This is a genomic window from Microbacterium sp. 4-7 (genome assembly GCF_014332665.1).
In the GTDB taxonomy this organism is placed as follows: domain Bacteria; phylum Actinomycetota; class Actinomycetes; order Actinomycetales; family Microbacteriaceae; genus Microbacterium.
This window is the reverse complement of the sequence record NZ_MCRH01000003.1, coordinates 232,273-250,096: the sequence shown is the minus strand read 5'-3', so window position 1 is coordinate 250,096 and position 17,824 is coordinate 232,273. Positions and strand designations below refer to the sequence as shown.

Annotated in this window: 17 protein-coding genes; 8 read left to right on the top strand and 9 right to left on the bottom strand. The window is 67.3% G+C overall.

Annotated features, from left to right (window positions below; translation table 11 throughout):
* Nucleotides 1-54: 54 nt before the first annotated feature.
* Together BEP68_RS18150 and manA are read right to left on the bottom strand one after the other, a co-directional pair.
* Nucleotides 55-372 carry a WhiB family transcriptional regulator gene (locus BEP68_RS18150; protein WP_072591048.1) on the bottom strand — a complete coding sequence of 106 codons (318 nt, stop codon included), beginning with the start codon at nt 370-372 and terminating at the stop codon, nt 55-57.
* A gap of 158 nt (nt 373-530) precedes the next feature.
* On the bottom strand, nt 531-1,673 hold the full coding sequence (gene manA / locus BEP68_RS05250; RefSeq protein ID WP_187249430.1) for a mannose-6-phosphate isomerase, class I: 1,143 nt from the start codon (nt 1,671-1,673) through the stop codon (nt 531-533).
* Nucleotides 1,674-1,757: 84 nt separating this feature from the next.
* On the opposite strand from manA, the gene BEP68_RS05245 reads away from it, so the two are divergent.
* The 4 genes from BEP68_RS05245 (at nt 1,758) to BEP68_RS05230 (ending at nt 6,148) form a co-directional block, all read left to right on the top strand.
* Entirely contained in the window at nt 1,758-3,173 is a 1,416-nt protein-coding gene (locus BEP68_RS05245) for an O-antigen ligase family protein (RefSeq protein WP_187249429.1), read from the top strand.
* Nucleotides 3,170-4,468, top strand: coding sequence for an O-antigen ligase family protein (locus BEP68_RS05240; RefSeq protein ID WP_053095648.1), 1,299 nt, complete (start codon nt 3,170-3,172; stop codon nt 4,466-4,468). The genes BEP68_RS05245 and BEP68_RS05240 overlap by 4 nt, the downstream gene beginning before the upstream one ends.
* A gap of 98 nt (nt 4,469-4,566) precedes the next feature.
* A complete protein-coding gene (locus BEP68_RS05235) occupies nt 4,567-5,523 on the top strand; it encodes a glycosyltransferase family 2 protein (RefSeq protein WP_053095647.1) in 957 nt (318 codons plus the stop codon).
* 4 nt (nt 5,524-5,527) lie between these two features.
* Nucleotides 5,528-6,148, top strand: coding sequence for a hypothetical protein (locus BEP68_RS05230; protein WP_187249428.1), 621 nt, complete (start codon nt 5,528-5,530; stop codon nt 6,146-6,148).
* A 29-nt stretch (nt 6,149-6,177) separates the two neighbouring features.
* On the opposite strand, the gene BEP68_RS05225 is transcribed toward BEP68_RS05230, so the two are convergent.
* Nucleotides 6,178-6,543 (bottom strand): hypothetical protein, encoded by a 366-nt coding sequence (locus BEP68_RS05225; protein WP_187249427.1) that lies wholly within the window; start codon nt 6,541-6,543, stop codon nt 6,178-6,180.
* A 43-nt stretch (nt 6,544-6,586) separates the two neighbouring features.
* A complete protein-coding gene (locus tag BEP68_RS05220) occupies nt 6,587-7,276 on the bottom strand; it encodes a glycosyltransferase family 29 protein (protein WP_222839161.1) in 690 nt (229 codons plus the stop codon).
* Nucleotides 7,277-7,368: 92 nt separating this feature from the next.
* On the opposite strand from BEP68_RS05220, the gene pseI reads away from it, so the two are divergent.
* Nucleotides 7,369-8,430 carry a pseudaminic acid synthase gene (gene pseI / locus BEP68_RS05215; protein WP_072591045.1) on the top strand — a complete coding sequence of 354 codons (1,062 nt, stop codon included), beginning with the start codon at nt 7,369-7,371 and terminating at the stop codon, nt 8,428-8,430.
* A gap of 10 nt (nt 8,431-8,440) precedes the next feature.
* Here pseI and BEP68_RS05210 read toward each other — a convergent pair whose 3' ends face one another.
* Nucleotides 8,441-9,925, bottom strand: coding sequence for a bifunctional UDP-2,4-diacetamido-2,4,6-trideoxy-beta-L-altropyranose hydrolase/GNAT family N-acetyltransferase (locus BEP68_RS05210; protein ID WP_187249426.1), 1,485 nt, complete (start codon nt 9,923-9,925; stop codon nt 8,441-8,443).
* Nucleotides 9,926-10,031: 106 nt separating this feature from the next.
* Here BEP68_RS05210 and pseB point away from each other — a divergent pair, with 106 nt between their 5' ends.
* Genes pseB through BEP68_RS05195 form a run of 3 tightly spaced genes read left to right on the top strand, consistent with a single transcriptional unit; the run spans nt 10,032 to nt 12,876 of the window.
* Nucleotides 10,032-11,021 (top strand): UDP-N-acetylglucosamine 4,6-dehydratase (inverting), encoded by a 990-nt coding sequence (pseB, locus tag BEP68_RS05205; RefSeq protein ID WP_056278197.1) that lies wholly within the window; start codon nt 10,032-10,034, stop codon nt 11,019-11,021.
* A gap of 2 nt (nt 11,022-11,023) precedes the next feature.
* Nucleotides 11,024-12,148 carry a DegT/DnrJ/EryC1/StrS family aminotransferase gene (locus tag BEP68_RS05200; RefSeq protein ID WP_056278194.1) on the top strand — a complete coding sequence of 375 codons (1,125 nt, stop codon included), beginning with the start codon at nt 11,024-11,026 and terminating at the stop codon, nt 12,146-12,148.
* Entirely contained in the window at nt 12,034-12,876 is an 843-nt protein-coding gene (locus tag BEP68_RS05195; RefSeq protein WP_315985272.1) for a glycosyltransferase family protein, read from the top strand. Before BEP68_RS05200 ends, BEP68_RS05195 begins: the two co-directional genes overlap by 115 nt.
* Nucleotides 12,877-12,901: 25 nt before the next feature.
* On the opposite strand, the gene BEP68_RS05190 is transcribed toward BEP68_RS05195, so the two are convergent.
* From BEP68_RS05190 to BEP68_RS05175, 4 genes are all read right to left on the bottom strand, one after another.
* Nucleotides 12,902-13,639, bottom strand: a complete 738-nt coding sequence (locus BEP68_RS05190; protein ID WP_056278192.1) for an ABC transporter ATP-binding protein — start codon at nt 13,637-13,639, stop codon at nt 12,902-12,904.
* Nucleotides 13,636-14,457, bottom strand: coding sequence for an ABC transporter permease (locus tag BEP68_RS05185; RefSeq protein WP_056278189.1), 822 nt, complete (start codon nt 14,455-14,457; stop codon nt 13,636-13,638). Before BEP68_RS05185 ends, BEP68_RS05190 begins: the two co-directional genes overlap by 4 nt.
* A 10-nt stretch (nt 14,458-14,467) precedes the next feature.
* Nucleotides 14,468-15,604 carry a UDP-galactopyranose mutase gene (glf, locus tag BEP68_RS05180; RefSeq protein WP_072591042.1) on the bottom strand — a complete coding sequence of 379 codons (1,137 nt, stop codon included), beginning with the start codon at nt 15,602-15,604 and terminating at the stop codon, nt 14,468-14,470.
* Nucleotides 15,605-15,696: 92 nt separating this feature from the next.
* A complete protein-coding gene (locus BEP68_RS05175) occupies nt 15,697-17,775 on the bottom strand; it encodes an acyltransferase family protein (protein WP_187249424.1) in 2,079 nt (692 codons plus the stop codon).
* Nucleotides 17,776-17,824 lie beyond the last annotated feature (49 nt).

Sequence of the window (17,824 nt, the reverse complement as noted above, 5' to 3'; positions counted from 1 at the left end):
TGACCCGACCCGGCGTGGCCGCGAAGCTATGAACGCGGACGAATCACTGCCGGGTCAGCTCGCGCGACGCTTGAGCTTGCGGCGCTCGCGCTCGGAGAGACCGCCCCAGATTCCGAAGCGCTCGTCGTTGTTGAGCGCGTACTCGAGGCACTCGCCGCGGACATCGCAGGACGTGCAGATCCTCTTGGCGTCGCGGGTCGATCCGCCCTTCTCGGGGAAGAAGGCCTCAGGATCAGTCTGCGAGCACAGTGCATCGCTCTGCCATGCGAGAGCATTGTCATCGTCGGTCTCGACCTTGCGAACCCCGGGAACACCGAGGTTGATCGGATCGACGAACCAGTTCTCCGGTACGTCTGAACGGTAACCCGTCATCTCGCTCTCCAACCCCTAAATTCCGCCCCCTCGGCGGGCCGTGCTCAACTAATTACACCCGTGTCATTCCCATCGGTCAAGTCGCGGATCGTAAACCCTCAATCCGGTCTTGAAGGTTCTTGACCTCCGTACGGCGTGTCGCACGTCCGCCCGAGGAGTCAGCGGCCGGAGGCGAGATCGCCGGGCGATGCGACGAACGCCTCGCCCTGGCCGCCGACGGTCAATCGAACCTCGTCGGCGGACGCGAACGCGACGGTGCCGACCGGAACATCGAGCACTGCTCCGTCCGCACCGCCCACCCTGACGCGACCGGACGTCGCGAGGACCATCGTCGGTCCGTCCACGTCGATGACGACGTCCTGGCCGTCGAGTTCGACCTTTCTCAGCGAGAAGTCCGCGACGGGCACCGGGTACTCGGTGATCGCACCATCCGTCGTCGGGCGCAGCACCGGCACCTCGCCGGTCGTCGTGTCGAGGACCGAGAGCAGCTCGGCCACATCGATGCGCTTGGGCGTGAGACCGCCGCGCAGGACGTTGTCGCTCGCCGCCATGATCTCCACCCCGAGACCGGCGATGTAGGCGTGCAGGAGCCCGGCCCGCAGGAAGATTCCCTCGCCCCTGCGAAGCACCACGTGGTTCATGAGCAGCGCGACGACCACACCGGGGTCTCCCGGATAGGTCTCCGCGATCGCCGCCACACCGCGGAGCGTCTCGGCCCATTCGCCCGACGCCGAGGCTGCGGCCGCGCTCACCGAGGCGACGACGTCGTCGACCACGGACCGCGCATCGCCGGACAGCAGCCAGCCGATCGTGTCGCGCAGGACGTCGCCCTCACCGCGGAGACGATCAGCGAGTTCCTCGACCCCGGCGCTCTGCTTCAACTCCCCCAACAGGCCCAGGGTGTCGCCGACGGGGCGCAGCCCGCTCAGAGATTCGAACCGTTCGCTCAGGGCGACGATCAGCTCGGGCTTGTGGTTGTCATCGCGGTAGTTGCGAGTCGGGTCCGTGGCGTCGAGCGTCGATTCCCTCGCCCACCCGGCTCTCGCCTGCTCGACGGTCGGGTGCACCTGGATGGACAGGGGCGATGCGGCCGCGAGGAGCTTGAGCAGGTACGGCAGAGCACCGCCCGTGACGGCGTCCAGCGTCCCGCCGCCCTGCACGTCGGACGGGTCTCCCGGGTGGTCGCCGAACCACACCTCCGCCTCAGGCGCACCCGTGGGGGTGCGGCCTTCCAGGTCGGCCAGGAGCGTCGGGGATCCCCACGCGTAGTCACGGGGTGCATTCGAGAGACTGAGCAGCATGCCACCAGGCTATTGGCAGGGAACCCACCGTGCCACGACGGTCCCATCGGTGACTCCCGACTTCCGCGCGGTAGCCTGAACGCGATGGCGCAATACACGAAGCACCCGGTCGCCGCCCCGCCCGCCGCTCCCGAGCGCGAGTCCACGGGGCATCTTCTGCTGCGCGGGTACATCGGCCTGGTGCTGTTCGCGACCTTCGCGCACTCGGCGGTGTACAACCTCGTGGGCGAGATCGGCGCATTCATCACCCTCCTCGTGTTCCTGATCGCGACGCTCTCCATCGGCGTTCCGATGATCGCCCGTCGGCGACCTGCCGCGTTCGCGTGGCGTCGCCTGCCCTGGGCCGCCGTCGCATACACCACGCTGGCCCTGCTCTCGGTCGCGTGGTCTCAGTGGCGCGGAGCGACCATCATCACCTGGGTCCTGCTCGCCACCGTCACGGTGAACGCGCTCTTCATCGTCCACGTGCTGACCTGGCACGAGATCGTGCGGGCGCTCGCTTCCGCGTTCAAGTGGATCCTCGGCCTGTCCCTCGCGCTCGAACTGTGGGTCGCCCTTGTCGTCCACGCTCCGATCCTGCCGAACTTCTTCGTGCGGCCGGACGGCGAGACCAACGCCCACTGGTACTGGGTTCGCGGCAACCTCGTCGACGGCGGACGGATCCAGGGCATCGTGGGCAATTCGAACGTGCTCGCCATCGTCTGCCTGTTCGCGATCCTCACCTTCGGCGTGCTGTTCGCCGCGCGCACGCGCTGGCGCACCACTCTCGCGCTCTGGGCCCTCCTCGCGGGATACTTCCTCGTCCGGGCCGGATCCGCGACGGCATACGTGTGCGCCGCCGCTGCCGCCGCAGTCCTGGTCGTCGCCCTGCTGATGCGCCGCGCGACGTCTCCGGGCGCACGAACCCGACTGTATGTGCTGTTCATCGGCGGCGCCGTGGTCATCGGATCCGCCGTCTGGCTCCTGCGTGAATCCCTGTTCGCCCTCATCGGTCGCAGCGCAGACCTCACCGGGCGCTCCGACAAGATCTGGGACAAGGTCCTCGCGCGTGCCGCGGAGCATCCGATCTTCGGCAACGGGTTCTCGAGTCCCTGGGTCCCCTTCGATCCTGCCTTCGCCGGATGGATCGAGGATCACGGCATCACCGTGTTCCACGCGCACAACATGTGGCTCGACGTGCTGATGCAGCTGGGCGTGGTGGGGGTCGTCCTCATGGCTCTCGCCTATCTCAGCCTGCTCTGGCGTTCGTGGTTCTTCGCCATCGACCGCCCTCGCTGGGATCTGAGGTCGGACCGCGACTATTCGGCGATCACTCTGCTTCCGAGCCTCTTCACGGTCGTGCTGCTCGTGCAGGGTCTGACGGAATCGACCCCGATCATGCTCTGGGGCTGGATGCTGCTGGTCCTGCTCTCGTTCAAGATCAAGGTCGTGCCCCTGGTCGGCGTCGGTGAACGCGAGCGTGTGATCGAGCGCGGCGAGCGAAGCCGGCGGGTTCCGTGACGCCCGAACGTCGTCTGAGCGATCTGCTCGGCTCGGCCGAGTTCGCCCGCGCGTACACGATCGCGGTCCTCACAGCGGTCTTCTCGTCGTTCGCGATCGAGCACATCGCCTCATCGGTCACCCTCGCGACGATCATCGCCGTCCTCTGCGTCGTCGGCGCCTGGATCCTGTGGGTGCGCAGGGAGGAGCTGTCGCTGCTGCGCATCGCCCCGTCGTCGCTGCTGGCCTTCCTGGCGTGGGCCGCCGTCAGCATCGTGTGGACGACCGACAAATCCGACACCGCGTTCGGGTGGATGGAGCTCTTCGGCTTCGCCTTCCTGGCGATCACCGTCGGCCACATCCGCGACACCCTCCAGACCGTCCGCGCCCTGGGCGACTCGCTGAGGTTCCTCCTCCTCGTGTCGCTGGGCCTGGAGCTCCTCTCCGGCGTGCTGCTCGACACGCCCTTCCTCTTCCTCGGCATCCAGGGAGACCTGGCCGTCGGCGGACCCGTGCAGGGGATCTTCGGCAGCAGGAACATGCTCGGTTTCGTCACCGTGATCGCACTCATCACTTTCGTGGTGGAGTGGCGGTCGCAGTCGCTGACCGCTCGCATCGCGATCCCCTCGATCGCGCTCGCGGCGCTGCTGGCCTTCTTCTCCTCCTCCCCCACCGTGCTCGTGCTCGCGGCCGCAGTCGGCGTCGTCGCCGTCGCGCTCGCGATCGTCCGCCACACCCCGCCCGAGCGACGGACCATCGTGCAGTGGGTGCTCGGTGTCCTCGTCGCTCTCGCCCTCGCCGCCGCGTTCGCACTGCGCCATGTGATCATCGCGCTGCTCGATGCCGGTTCGGACTTCTCGATCAGAGCGACCCTGTGGAACACGATCCTCGATTTCGTCGCTCTCAAGCCGGTCGAGGGGTGGGGCTGGTACGGCGCGTGGGCCCGCGGAGAGTTCCCGTTCACGTACATCAACTTCCTGCTCGACGACCACCACCAGAGCGCGCTGAACGCGTACTTCGACGTCCTGCTGCAGCTGGGCGCCGCCGGCCTCGTGCTCTTCCTCCTGTTCGGCGGCATCGCCACCGTCCGGTCCTGGCTCGTCGCGAGCGCTCGACGTTCGGTGGTCTACGCCTGGACCCCGCTCATGCTCGTCACACTCGCCGTCGAGTCGATGTTCGAGAGCTTCACGATCGTCGGCGCGGGCTGGTTCATGCTCGTGCTCTGTGCGCTGCGGGCCGGCCAGACGAGGTCGTGGCGGGAGAACATCGACGCCGCGCACACAGGAGCGATCCCGACGCTGCGTCCCGAACGCTGACCTCCGCGCCGCGCCCTCGGCGGATTCCGAACTGCTCCGGGTAGGGTGGATCTGCTCGCGGCGCCCTGCGGGCCCCGAGCCTCCGGAGATTTCACCTCGTGACTCACGCCCCCTTCGACCCGGCCTCCGCGACGATCGTCATCGTCACGTACAACCGGTCTCACCTCCTGACCGGCCTCCTCGAGAGCATCACGGCGATGGACCCGAAGCCGGGCCACGTCGTGATCATCGACAACGCCTCGTCCGACGACACCACCGAGGTCGTCGACTCCTTCCGTCCTCGGCTCGGCACCGAGATCATCTACCGACGCCTCGAGACGAACACCGGCGGGTCGGGCGGCTTCAGCGAAGGCATGCGCACGGCGTACGAGCTGGGTTCGGAGTGGATCTGGATGATGGACGACGACGTCGAGGTCGTGACCGACGGCCTGGCGAAGATGGGCAAGTGGGCCCCGCGGTTCAAGAGCATCCAGGGCCGCCGGTACGACTACGACGGCAGCGAGTTCTACTGGCAGTACCGGATCGCCGAGCGCATGGGCATCCCGATCCCGTTCGCGCCGTCCGGGTTCGATGCGTCGGGCTACAAGGAGATGAACAGCGGATGCTTCGAAGGCATGTTCATCCATCGGTCCATCGTGAAGCAGATCGGTCTGCCCGACCACCGCTTCTTCATCTACTGGGATGACCAGATGTACGGATGGCTCGCCTCGCGCAAGACCACTGCGGTGATCGTCGATGAATTCGTCCTGCGACGCACTCGCGAGATCAAGCAGTGGGACATGGGCATCCGCCACATGAACGCCTCGAGCAACGCCTACCGGTTCTACATCATGCGCAACCGGGCGTACATCAAGCAGTACTACCGCGTTCACCGCAACTACAACCCGGTGCTGTTCGGGCTCGGGACGTCGATGACGTTCGCGAAGGAGCTCATCCGGCTCCTGTTCGTCGAGCGCACGGTGCGAGGGACGAGCAATCTGTTCCGGGGACTCAAGGAGGGCGGCAAGCTCGGCCGCGATCGCTCCTGGACGCCCATGCCCGCTCTGGAGGACTGATCGCATGACCGACGAACCGCAGCCGGAACTCCGCTGGGCGCCACTGGAGCCGAAGCCGAGCAATCGTGGTCGTGTCTGGCTCATCGTCGGGCTCGTCGTCGCCGTGCTCGTCATCGTGGGCGTGCTGCTGTTCTTCCTCCTCCCGCGGGGCGAGACCCCGACTCCGGGAGCCAGCGGCTCGCCCTCCCCTTCCGCGTCGGCATCGACATCACCGTCCCCGTCAGCGTCAGCGTCGCCGACGCAGACCGAGACCCCTCAGCCGACGGCGGAGCCCGCGCCGACGATGACACCGATCACGACCCCGCCCCCCGTCGCTGACCCCTCGGTCGACGCCTTCCGCGGACAGGTTCAGGGCTGGCTCGATGATGCGCTGACAGGACTGCAGATCGTCAGCGAGTCCAGTGGACAGGACGCGACCGAGGTCATCGAGAGCCTCCAGGCCGACGCGCAGCGGCTCGGCGAGAGCGCTCCGCCCTCATCCATCGAATCCGCCTGGGGCAGCGCGCTGAGCGAGTACGACCAGGCGCTCAGCTCGCTGCACTCCGACGCGGCCGCAGGGATGCAGCCGAGCGTCGACGGCGCACGCTCGGCTGCGAATCAGCTTCGAGGCCTCGTCGGGCTCTGACCCCGCGGCGGCGGCCCGATCCGTTCGGCTCAGTCGCCGTCGGACTCGAGGCGGCGCAGGCGCTCCTCGTAGTGCGCCGCGAGTTCGAGGCGCAGTCGCGCACGCTCGTGCTCCGACTGGGCGCGGCTGAGCGCCTCGTCGGCTTCCAGATCAGCCACATCGAGGCGCACGCGCAGCCACTCGAACCGCTGCTCGAGCGCGGCGACCTGAGGAGCGATGCGATCGAACTCGGATCTGATGTAAGAGAAGTCGGCCTGGGTTCCCGCGAGGCGTGCCTCGTAGTCGCGCTGCGCGTGTTCGACCTGCGCGAGAGCACGCCCCATGCGGGCGTCCACTCTCGCGTCTACACGGCGTTCGACGACGGCGTCGAGTCTGCGACGGAGTCGGTTCAGCATTCAGTCCTCAATCATTCGGGTGATTGTCGATGGTCTGTGGGATTCAGCGGTGATACGTGACGCGGCCGGAGTCGATCCAGCGCCGCACGAGCGCCGACTCCAGGTCGATCCGGTGCTCTGCTCCGACCGCCGAGGGGTCTCCGTAGGCGTGGTTCCATGATGTCTGATCCGGCGCGTCGACGAAGGAGAATCCGGCTGCATCGACCGCGGCGTCCGGGAACAGGCGGGTGGCGATCCAGAGCATCACCGTCCCCGTCGTCGCCCACTGGCCACCGCTGCGCGGATCGGCTCCCATCGCCTCGCCGAGTGGCAGCACCACCTCGCGGTTCGGCATCGTCACGATTCCGAGATCCGCGGGCCAGAAGGCCGGGAGCTTCGGGTTCTCCCAGAGCAGGCGCCCGGGTTCGATCATCAGGTAGAGGCGCTCGGAGTAGCCCTCGAAGAACCAGGGCGTCGGACGCACACCGCGATTGAACACGACGACGTCGGCGCGCCGACCCACCGACGGCATGCCGTCGACGTCGTCGACACGGAAGCCGTTGACTCGGAACACGATGTCAGCCGTGTCGATCATCGCGGCGCGCTCGTCGGACGGCTCGAGCGGCTGATTTCCGACGACGGCGATCCGACGAGCGGTATCCGCTCGTCCGTATGCCGTGACGAGCGGACGAAGTCGGTCGTAGAAGTCGACCTCTCCGGCAATCGCCCTGTCATCACCGACAAGATCCGTCACACGCCCCATGAGACCTCAGCTTAGGGCACCGCGGCGGCTGTCCCATCGGCGGGGCGGCGAGTCACGGAGAGGACGCGTCTAGAGTTGTCGGCGTGACTTCTTCGCAGACCATCCCGCTCTCCACGGCGAGCATCGGCACCGGCTCCCCCGTGTTCACGATCGCTGAGATGTCGGGAAACCACAACGGCGACATCGATCGGGCGCTCGCGATCGTCGACGCGGTCGCCGCCACCGGCGCCGACGCTCTCAAGATCCAGACTTACACCGCCGACACGCTCACGATCGACTCCGACAAGCCCGCCTTCCGGGTCGCGAGCGACCACGGGCTCTGGGGCGGCAGGAACCTCTATTCCCTCTACCAGGAGGCTCACACGCCGTGGGAGTGGCATGCGCCGATCTTCGATCGCGCGCGCAGCCACGGACTCATCCCCTTCTCGACGCCCTTCGATCCGAGCTCGGTCTCGTTCCTCGAAGAGCTGGGGGTCGAGATCTACAAGACGGCATCCGCTGAGATCGTCGACATCCCGCTCCTCCGGGAGGTCGCCCGCACCGGTAAGCCGATGATCGTGTCGACCGGCATGGCGACGCTCTCGGAGATCGATGCGGCGGTGACCGCCATCCGCGGTGCCGGAGGCACCCAGCTCGTGCTGCTGGCCTGCACAGCGGCCTACCCCGCGGTTCCCGAAGAGGCGCGACTGGGCAACATCGCGGCGCTCCGAGACGCCTTCGACGTGCCGGTGGGACTCTCGGACCACACGCTCGGGATCGGGGTCGCGGTCGCCGCTGCGGCCCTCGGCGCGGTCGTGATCGAGAAGCACGTCACGCTCGACCGAACGGACGGCGGCGTCGACGCGGACTTCTCTCTCACACCCGACGAGTTCAGCGCTCTCGTCGTGGCCTCCGAACAGGCGCGCGTCGCATCCGCGAGCGGTGTGTCCTTCGGACCGACCGCTCAGGAAGAAGCGGTGCTCGCCCTTCGCCGTTCGCTGTTCGTCGTCACCGACGTCCGAGCGGGCGACACCGTGGGACCCGAGAACGTGCGGTCGATCCGCCCCGCCGGCGGACTCCGCCCCGATGACTTCGCCCTGGTGAGCGGACGCACGTTCACGCGAGACGTCGAACGCGGCACCCCGCTGACCTGGGATGCGCTCTAGACCGCGAGTCCTACGTGAGCCGCCACCGGGCGAGGGCGAGGAAGCCGTCATCGTCGGCAGGCAGGTACGGCAGATAGCCGGCGCGCTCGAACAATCGTCGTGATGCGACGTTGTCGCCGTGCACGGTGGCCACCATGCGCACCGGCGGCTGTGCGGCGAGGGCTCGCTCCGCGGCCTGGAGCACCGATGCCGCCAGCCCGCGGCCACGGCTCTCGGGTGCGACCGTGATCGAGATCTCCCACTCGTCGGCCGACCGTCGGTCCCATCGGCAGGTGGCGACCGGCACTCCGTCGGACTCGACGATCAGGAGTCGCCGGTCGGGGTTCCGCAGGCTTCGCGCGAGCCAATCGGTGTGCGATCTCCAGTCGATCTCGCCGCGTGAGCGCGAGCCGGAGCGGACCTCCGGGTCGTTGCGCCACTCGAACAGTCTCCGCCCGTCGTCGACGTTCGCCGCACGGGCGACGAGTCCGGAGGGAGGCTCGACGGAAGGGCGGGTCGTCAGCAGCTGTTCCCAGGACGCCACGATCCGCCAGCTCCCGAGTCCGTCGACGGTCCGCTTCAGCTCGGCGGCCGTCCGGGCGAGCGATGCCGGAGAAGCCAGGAGATCGGCGAGCGCGCCGATCCTCTCCTCGAGTCCGTGATGGGGCGGCTCCCCGAGGCCCACCGCGAGCCCCTGTTCGACGACCTGACGGTAGCCGACCCGCTGGTTGTCCGCCACGCAGACGAGCGCCATGGGAAGACCCATGCACGCGAAGTCCCAGACCGAGGTGCCGGCAGCTGTCACGGCCAGGTCGTGGGACGCGGCGATCGCGGGGAGGTCCTCGACGAAGCCGAGGACCTGGACGGCATGACGCGAGGACCCCGCCGCGGACAGCACGTCGGGACGCCGCCGGGGGTCGATCACCGTGATCTCCACCGGAGAAGGAACGCGATCGAACGCGGCGACGACGCGCGCGGTCACGCCGTGAGGGTCCGTGCCGCCCATCACGATCAGCACGCGAGGCGCTGCCGCCGCCGTTCTCAGGGCGTCGCGCTGAGCGAGCACCTGAGCGCGTACGACAGCCGCGTCGATGCCGGCCAGATGACTCCGGCTGCGTTCAGGACTCGCGAAGGTGCGCTCGGACGCCAGATTGGCATCGATGGCCAGATCGGCGTCGCGCACACCGAACGGACCATCCTGCATGTTGCTGAGCAGCACTGCGAGGGACGAGAGGTCGGGGACTTCGCGATAGGTGTCCAGGTGGATCACGTCGGCGTCCCGCCCGAGCTCCGCGAAGTCGCCGAGGCTCGCCGCGGCGCCGTCCACGGTGAGCAGCTCGAGTTCCGGATCCATCCGGCGCAGGACCTCCGCACCGACCGCATCCACATCGCCGAACACCGACGCCGTCCACCCCCGGTCCCGCGCCTCGCGGGCGATGGTGAGAGTGCGCATGAGGTGCCCCATGCCCGCCTCGACACCGGCATTGCAGTGCAGGAGGACCCGTCGCCCGCTCATCACACGTCCCTCTCCTCGGGGGCGCGGCTGCGCCCACCCGATAGGATAGGCCGGGCATGGAACAACCCGAGCATCCGTGCCATCACGACAACGCTGAGGAGACAGAGTGTCGGTTCTCGAGGGCGCGAGCATCCTCATCACTGGCGGCACCGGGTCGTTCGGCAAGGCGTTCATACGTCACGCCCTGACCCACATCAATCCCCGGCGTCTCGTCATCTTCTCGCGCGACGAACTCAAGCAGTACGAGGTGCGGCAGCAGTTCGGCGACGACCCTCGACTCCGGTGGTTCATCGGCGACATCCGCGACGAGAGGCGACTCGCTCGCGCGCTGCACGGCGTCGACTACGTCGTTCACGCCGCTGCCCTCAAGCAGGTGGACACGGCCGAGTACAACCCGTTCGAGTTCGTGAAGACGAACATCCTCGGCAGCCAGAACGTGATCGAGGCGTCGATCGACGCCGGTGTGAAGCGCGTCGTCGCGCTGTCGACGGACAAGGCCTCGAGTCCGATCAACCTCTACGGTGCGACCAAGCTCACGGCCGACAAGCTCTTCATCACCGGCAATCACTACGCAGCCGCGTACGACACGCGGTTCGCGGTGGTCCGCTACGGCAACGTCATGGGATCCCGCGGCTCGGTCATCCCCTTCTTCTCCCGCCTGGGTGCCGAGGGAAAGCCGCTTCCCATCACTGATCTTCGATGCACGCGGTTCTTCATCACACTCCCCCAGGCAGTCGAGATGGTGATCGACACGTTCGAGCTCATGCAGGGCGGCGAGCTCCTCGTTCCGCGGATCCCGTCGATGAAGGTCACCGATCTCGCCCACGCCGTCGTGCCGGGAGCGGAACTCGTCGATGTGGGCCTGCGCCCGGGCGAGAAGCTCCACGAGGAGATGATCAGCCCGGAAGAGGGCCGTCGCGCCGTCACGGTCAGCGATGGGAAGTACTTCATCATCCAGCCCGACCTCGCGTCCTGGGGCTATCAGATGCCCGCCGGAGCCGTACCCGTGCCGGAGGGCTTCGCATACCGGTCGGACAGCAACGATCAGTGGTACTCGCAGCAGGAGATCTCCGAGATCATCGAGGCGGGGATCTGACGATGCTGCCCTACGGACGGCAGTCGATCTCCGAGGAGGACATCCAGGCCGTCGTCGAGGTGCTCCGTGGCGACTGGCTCACGACCGGCCCGGCAGTGGCCGCATTCGAAGCGCGACTCGGCGAGATCGCCGGCGGGCACCGGGCGGTCACCGCGACCTCGGGCACGGCGGCGCTGCACATGGCGTACGCGGCTGCGGGGGTCACGCACGGAGACACCGTGATCTCGACTCCGATGACCTTCATCGCCACGACCTCGATGGCGTCGGTCCTCGGGGCCGACATCGTCTTCGCAGACGTCGAGGAGGACACAGCGCTCATCGACCCGGACGCGGTCGACGCCCTCGTCGATGAACGCACCAAGGTGATCGCCGCCGTGGACTATGCGGGGCACCCCGCCGACTACGACAGACTGACAGAGATCGCGGCGCGTGTGGACGCGCTCGTCCTCGACGACGCCGCCCATTCGATCGGCAGCACCTACCGGGGTCGGCCGGTCGGCGATCTCGCGGACCTGACGACGTTCTCGTTCTTCCCGACGAAGAACCTCACGACCGGCGAGGGCGGTGCGCTCGTCGCCAAGGATCCGAAGATCGCCCAGCGCGCCCATGAGTTCCACTTCATCGGGCTGGTGCGGGATGCCGATCGCTTCGCGATGACGACGGAAGGCGCGTGGCATCAGGAAGTCCACGAGTTCGGGTTCAACTATCGCCTCGACGACATCGCCTGTGCACTCGGGATCGCCCAGCTGGCGCGGCTCGACTCGTTCCGGCGGCGACGCGCCGAGATCACGCGGCGCTACGACGCGGCTCTCGCAGGCGTCGACGGGGTCCGTACTCCGATCCAGCGTGACGACGTCGAGCTGATCCGGCATCTCTATCCGGTGCGCATCCTCGACGGACGCCGTCGGACGGTCTTCGACCGGATGCGCGCGGACGGCATCGGGGTGCAGGTCAACTACATGCCCGTGTACTGGCACCCCGTGTACGCGGACGCCGGTTATCGCCGCGGAATGTGCCCGAACGCGGAGGCCTTCTACGCCGAGGAGCTCTCGCTCCCCATCCACCCCGAGCTCACCGACGACCAGGTCGACCAGGTCGTCGAGTCGCTCCTCAGGGCTCTGCGTTGACGCGGATCGGGATCATCACGCAGGCGCGGATGACCAGCACCCGTCTTCCGGGGAAGGTGCTGATCCCGGCCGGCGGCCGCTCCATGCTCGACCACCACCTCGACAGGCTCGCCGCCACCGATCTGCCGATCGTGCTCGCCACCACCACGAACGCCGCAGACGACCCTCTCGCCGCGCTCGGGCACGCACGCGGCATCGACGTGTTCCGCGGCAGCGAGACCGATGTGCTGAATCGGTTCGCGGGGGCGGCTTCCTCCGCCGAGTTGGATGTCGTCGTCCGAGTGACGTCGGACTGCCCGCTGATCGATCCCGCCGTGGTCCTCGAAGGCGTCCGTCGATTCATCGCGCTGGACGATCCTCGCGCTCATGTCTCCAACGTCCTCCAGCGCACGTACCCGCGAGGCTTCGACTTCGAGGTGTTCTCCGCGGCCGCTCTCGCCGACGCCGACAGGAACGCCACCGAGCCGGCGGAGCGCGAGCACGTCACCCCTTATCTCTACGCGGGCGGGTCACCGCGGGCGAACATCCACTCGATCACGCAGGACGTCGATGCCTCGCGCTATCGGGTGACGCTGGACACTCCGGAGGACCTGACGGTCATCCGCAAGCTGATCGAAGAGCACGGTGCCGCGTCGCTGGACGCGACCGGGATCGTGGCGGTGCTCGACGCGCATCCCGAGCTCGCCGCGTTCAACGCGCACGTCGAACAGAAGAAGCTCGGGGAATGACCGGGAGATCGCCGGCGAATCCCGCTCAGCCGCGGTTGTAGTCGGCGTTGTAGCGATCGAGGACGTCCGCGATCGGCCCGTCGAGCACGAGCCCGCCCTTGTCGAGATAAAGACCGCGGGTGCAGAAACGGCGGAGGTCGCGCTCGTGGTGACTCACGAAGAAAAGGGTGCGCCCCTCGGCGAGCAGCTCGTCGATGCGCTTGTAGCACTTCTCCCGGAAAGCCTTGTCTCCGACCGCCAGCACCTCGTCGACCAACAGGATCGGCTCATCGAGCTGCGAGACGACGGAGAACGCCAGCCGCACCTTCATCCCGTTCGACAGGTGCTTGTAGGGAGTGTCCTCGAATCCGGCGAGTTCGGCGAAGGCGATGATGTCGTCGTATCGTCGCGCCACCTCGTCTCGCGACATGCCATGCAGGCCCGCCGTCAGAGCGACGTTCTCCCGCACGGTCAGGTCCCCCACGAATCCACCCGTGATCTCGATCAGCGGAGCGACCCCGCCGTGCACGGTCACCGATCCCTCGTCGGGGAGCAGCACCTTGGCGACGAGACGGAGAAGCGTGGACTTCCCCTGGCCGTTGCGCCCGACGACGCCGATCGATTCTCCTTGCTGCACCGTGAACGAGACATCGCGCAGCGCCCAGAACTCGCCCGGACGCGAGCGACGCGACGCACCCGCGAACAGGTCCTTGAAGTTTCGGCTTCCACGGCGGTTCCGACGGAAGCGGACACCGAGATCCTTGGCCTCGATCGCGACGGTCATCCCAGCTCCTTCAGCACGGAGCGCTCGAGGGAGCGGAACGTCCACACGCCGAGGGCCAGGATCACCAGGGTCATGCCCACGCTGACCAGCAGTGTGAAGGGGTTCCACTGGTCGGGGAAGAACGGCATCCGATAGAGCATGAAGATCCCTGCGAGAGGATTGAATGCACCGAGCGTCTGGAAGATGCCGGGGAGGTCGGTGACGTTGTAGATGATCGGCGTCGCGTAGAACATGGCTCGGAGGATCAATGCGGTCGTCCGTTCGAGGTCGACGAAGAGGACGCAGAGCGGAGCGACCAGCAGGCCGAGTCCCACGAGGAGGACGGTCTGGAGGAACACCGCGACCGGCACCCAGAGGACTCCCCAGCCCACCTGCACCGTGTGCGCCGGATCCTGCTCGACCAGCAGGTTGATGATCACGAAGGCAGCGAGCACAGGCAGCGAGAAGAGGAACTCGATTCCCTTGCTCAACACGATGCGGTTGACCCAGATCGAGCGCGGGATCGCGGTGGATCGTACGAGCCGCGCATCCTTCTTGAACGCGCGCGTGAAGTCCGTGACCGACGTGTTGAACCACACCCAGGGCAGCAGAGCGCTGATGAGGAACACGATGTACGGGTCCTCGCCGACGTCGCGGTTGAAGATCTGCGTGAAGACGAACCAGTAGATCACGCTCATGACGAGCGGATCGAGCACCGACCACAGATAGCCGAGCAGGCTCGTCGAGTACCGCACCTTGAGGTCTCTGGCCGACAACAACCACAGAGAATGCAGATAGCGCCGGGGCGTCCCGGGCGCCCCGACAGCAGCGTGACTCACGGTGTCGAGTCTACGAGAGCGAGTTGTTCCACAGCGACAGCGCCGAGCCGATGGCCATGTGCATGTCGAGGTACTGGTACGTGCCGAGGCGTCCGCCGAAGTGCACGTCCTTCTCGCCCCTCGTGAGCTCGCGATAGGCGAGCAGGCCGTCACGGTCCGTCGGGGTGTTCACCGGGTAGTACGGCTCGTCCTCGCGGTTCGCGAAGCGAGAGAACTCCCGCATGATGACCGTCTTGTCCGACTCGTAGACGTCCTTGCGCTCCGGGTGGAAGTGCTTGAACTCGTGGATGCGCGTGTACGGCACGTCCATGTCGGGGTAGTTCATCACGCTGGTGCCCTGGAAGTCGCCGATGTTCAGCACCTCCTGCTCGAAGTCGAGCGTGCGCCAGCTGAGGGCACCCGCCGTGTAATCGAAGTAGCGGTCCACGGGGCCCGTGTAGACGATGGGCAGCTGTCCGACCGTCGCCTTCTTGTTCAGGGGCTGCGCCTCATCGAAGAAGTCGACGTTCAGCTTCACCTCGATGTTGGGGTGATCGGCCATCCGCTCGATCCACGCGGTGTAGCCGTCCGTCGGCAGCCCCTCCCACGTGTCGTTGAAGTAGCGGTTGTCGTAGGTGTATCGCACAGGCAGGCGGCTGATGATGTCGCCGGACAGCTTCTGCGGATCCGTCTGCCACTGCTTCGCGGTGTAGTCGCGGAAGAACGCCTCGAACAGGGGGCGGCCGACGAGCGCGATGCCCTTCTCCTCGAAGTTGGACGCCGTCTTGACGTCGAACTCCCCCGCCTGCTCGCGCACGAGGGCCCGTGCCTGGTCGGGCGTATAGGCCGACTGGAAGAACTGGTTGATCGTGCCGAGGTTGACCGGCATCGGGAACACGGTGCCCTTGTGCGTCGTGTACACGCGGTGCACGTAGTTCGTGAAGCTCGTGAAACGGTTGACGTACTCCCACACCGTGGCGTTGGAGGTGTGGAACAGATGCGCGCCGTAGCGGTGGACCTCGATGCCCGTCTCGGGCTCGGCCTCGCTGTAGGCGTTCCCGCCGATGTGGTGGCGACGGTCGATGACCGTCACCTTGCGGCCTGCATCGGCGGCGCGTTCTGCGATGGTGAGGCCGAAGAAGCCCGACCCGACGACAAGAAGATCCATGTTGCTGCTTTCTGCCCACAAGGCTGACATCCGCACGGCGTCGCGCGGCACACAGCAGACAACTCTACCTGCAGCGCACTCGGCGCTACCTGTCAGCCCGCCTCGGTGCCGACACGCCCTCCCATGTCTAGCATCTGCTGGAGCATCGGGGCGAGCGTGCGCCCATACGAGTCGGAGAGGTGATTGTCGTCGATGTAGACGGCGACGTTGCCGATCGAGCCCCTGCACACGCCCTCAGGACACAGCCAGGGTCGGAAGTCCACCGCGATCACCCCGTCAGCCGCCGTGAGATCGTCGAAATCCTCTCCGTCGACGAAGGCGAGTTCGGGCACGTCGCACGATGCGGCGTCGGCACCCGGAACGACCTCCGAATCCTCCGACACGCACTCGTACATGTCGAAATCGAAGCGAGGATTGTCGCGCACGGCGATCACCTGGATGCCGTTCGCCGTGAGCTCCTCCGCGATCTCGCGGATCCCCTCGACGAGAACCTCGGGAGACGAGGGCGTCGCCCGGGTCGCGACCAGGTAGACCGCATCCGGCTGGACCCTCATCGCATACTCGATCGCCGCGGCGCGCCACTCGTCGCAGGGTGTACCCGCCGCCGACCAGGTCGGAGCTCCGATGCCGATGGCGCACCCTCCCTTCAGCAGAGCGACGAGGCCCCATCCCTGCTGATCGGCGAGAACGGCGAGAGGCGACATGAGCTGCTGTGCGTGCGAATCCCCCATCACGAGCACTCGCCAGGCGTCGGAGGCCGCCGCTGCCGCGGTCTGGGCGCAGCTGCCTTCCAGCGCAGGCTCCACAGGTTCGAGGTCTCCCGCGCAGCTGCCGTTCAGGTCCACCCACTCGTCATCGAGCGCCGTGGCCGGCGGCATCAGCGGAAGATCGGTGACGGCGAGATCGATCGGCGAGTCGATCTGGGCGGCACCCGGATACCCGCCGCTGTCGCTGTCCATCAGCGCCGCCGCACGATGCTGGATCGTGAGCTGCCAGGCGGCGAGGGGTGCGGCGACCAGCAGGACCGAGGCCGCGAGTGCGAGGACGCCGAGACGGCGGGAGCCATCGAAGAACGCGGCGTCGCGGATCGGGCGCTCCACGAGCGTCGACACGATCCGCGCCAGCACGAACGAGACCAGGACGATACCGGCGCCGGCCAGCCATCCCGGCTCGGACCTGCCGCTCACCATCATCCAGGTCACGAGGACCGGCCAGTGGACGAGGTAGAGCGCGTACGCGTCATGGGAGACGAATCGCAGCGGCGCCGACTCGAGGATCATCGCGGGGCCGCCACGCGGGCGGTCGCGCCCGGCGACGATGACGAGCGCCGTGCAGATCACCGGCCACAGAGCGAGATACCCGGGGAATCCGCCCTGCACGTCGAGCACGATTCCGCACATGACGATGCCGACGATCCCGACCCAACCGAGGAGTGCGGCGATCGACGGTCGGACGCGGACATGCGGGAGAGCGATCGCGACGAGCGAGCCGGCCGCGAACTCCCACAGTCGCGTGCGGGTGTCGAAATAGGCGAAGGACTGGGCGCGCATCGTCTCGACGACCGAGAATGCGAGCGAGGCGACGAAGATCGTCCCGAAGACGACGGCGAGTGCGGGGATGACGAAGTGGCGCCGACGACGGAGGATCAGCCAGACCGCGGCGATGATGAGCGGCCACAGGATGAAGACCTGTCCTTGGACCGACAGCGACCAGAAGTGCTGGAACGGACTCGGGGTCGCGGAGTCGCGAGCGTAGTAGTCGACCTCCGACAGGGCCAGCGTCCAGTTCTCGACGTAGAAGAGACTCGACCAGGCCTCACGCCAGACGCGCGGCCACTCGGTCTGCGGATACGCCCCGAACGCGACGCCGAGGACGCCGACGATCGTCACGGCCGCGGCGGGCAGCAGCCGCCGGAAGCGGCGCAACCAGAAGGACGCGAGCGCGAGCGGACGCTCCGACCCGACTCGTCGCACGAACGACGCGGTGAGGAAGAAGGCGGAGACCATCAGGAACACGTCGACGCCGCCCGAGACGCGCCCCAGCCACACGTGGTACGCCACGACCAGCAGAATGGCGAGCGCGCGCAGACCGTCGATGTCCGCGCGGCGAGTGAGCGGATCCCCGGCGACAGGCGCGGTCGGAGGAAGCGGTGTCGGGTGCGTCGTTTTCATGAGGGGCGGCGTATCGGCGATGGGTGTCGCCGCAGTCGTCTCGGGTCGA

What these genes read in the sequence shown, in the direction of transcription:
- BEP68_RS05210 (WP_187249426.1), bottom strand. Translation starts at nt 9,925, where the DNA reads ATGAGCGGGCGACGGGTCCTCCTGCACTGCAATGCCGGTGTCGAGGCG.
- manA (WP_187249430.1), bottom strand. Translation starts at nt 1,673, where the DNA reads ATGCTGCTCAGTCTCTCGAATGCACCCCGTGACTACGCGTGGGGATCC.
- BEP68_RS05225 (WP_187249427.1), bottom strand. Translation starts at nt 6,543, where the DNA reads ATGCTGAACCGACTCCGTCGCAGACTCGACGCCGTCGTCGAACGCCGT.
- BEP68_RS18150 (WP_072591048.1), bottom strand. Translation starts at nt 372, where the DNA reads ATGACGGGTTACCGTTCAGACGTACCGGAGAACTGGTTCGTCGATCCG.
- BEP68_RS05175 (WP_187249424.1), bottom strand. Translation starts at nt 17,775, where the DNA reads ATGAAAACGACGCACCCGACACCGCTTCCTCCGACCGCGCCTGTCGCC.
- BEP68_RS05190 (WP_056278192.1), bottom strand. Translation starts at nt 13,639, where the DNA reads ATGACCGTCGCGATCGAGGCCAAGGATCTCGGTGTCCGCTTCCGTCGG.
- BEP68_RS05245 (WP_187249429.1), top strand. Translation starts at nt 1,758, where the DNA reads ATGGCGCAATACACGAAGCACCCGGTCGCCGCCCCGCCCGCCGCTCCC.
- BEP68_RS05200 (WP_056278194.1), top strand. Translation starts at nt 11,024, where the DNA reads ATGCTGCCCTACGGACGGCAGTCGATCTCCGAGGAGGACATCCAGGCC.
- BEP68_RS05230 (WP_187249428.1), top strand. Translation starts at nt 5,528, where the DNA reads ATGACCGACGAACCGCAGCCGGAACTCCGCTGGGCGCCACTGGAGCCG.
- glf (WP_072591042.1), bottom strand. Translation starts at nt 15,604, where the DNA reads ATGGATCTTCTTGTCGTCGGGTCGGGCTTCTTCGGCCTCACCATCGCA.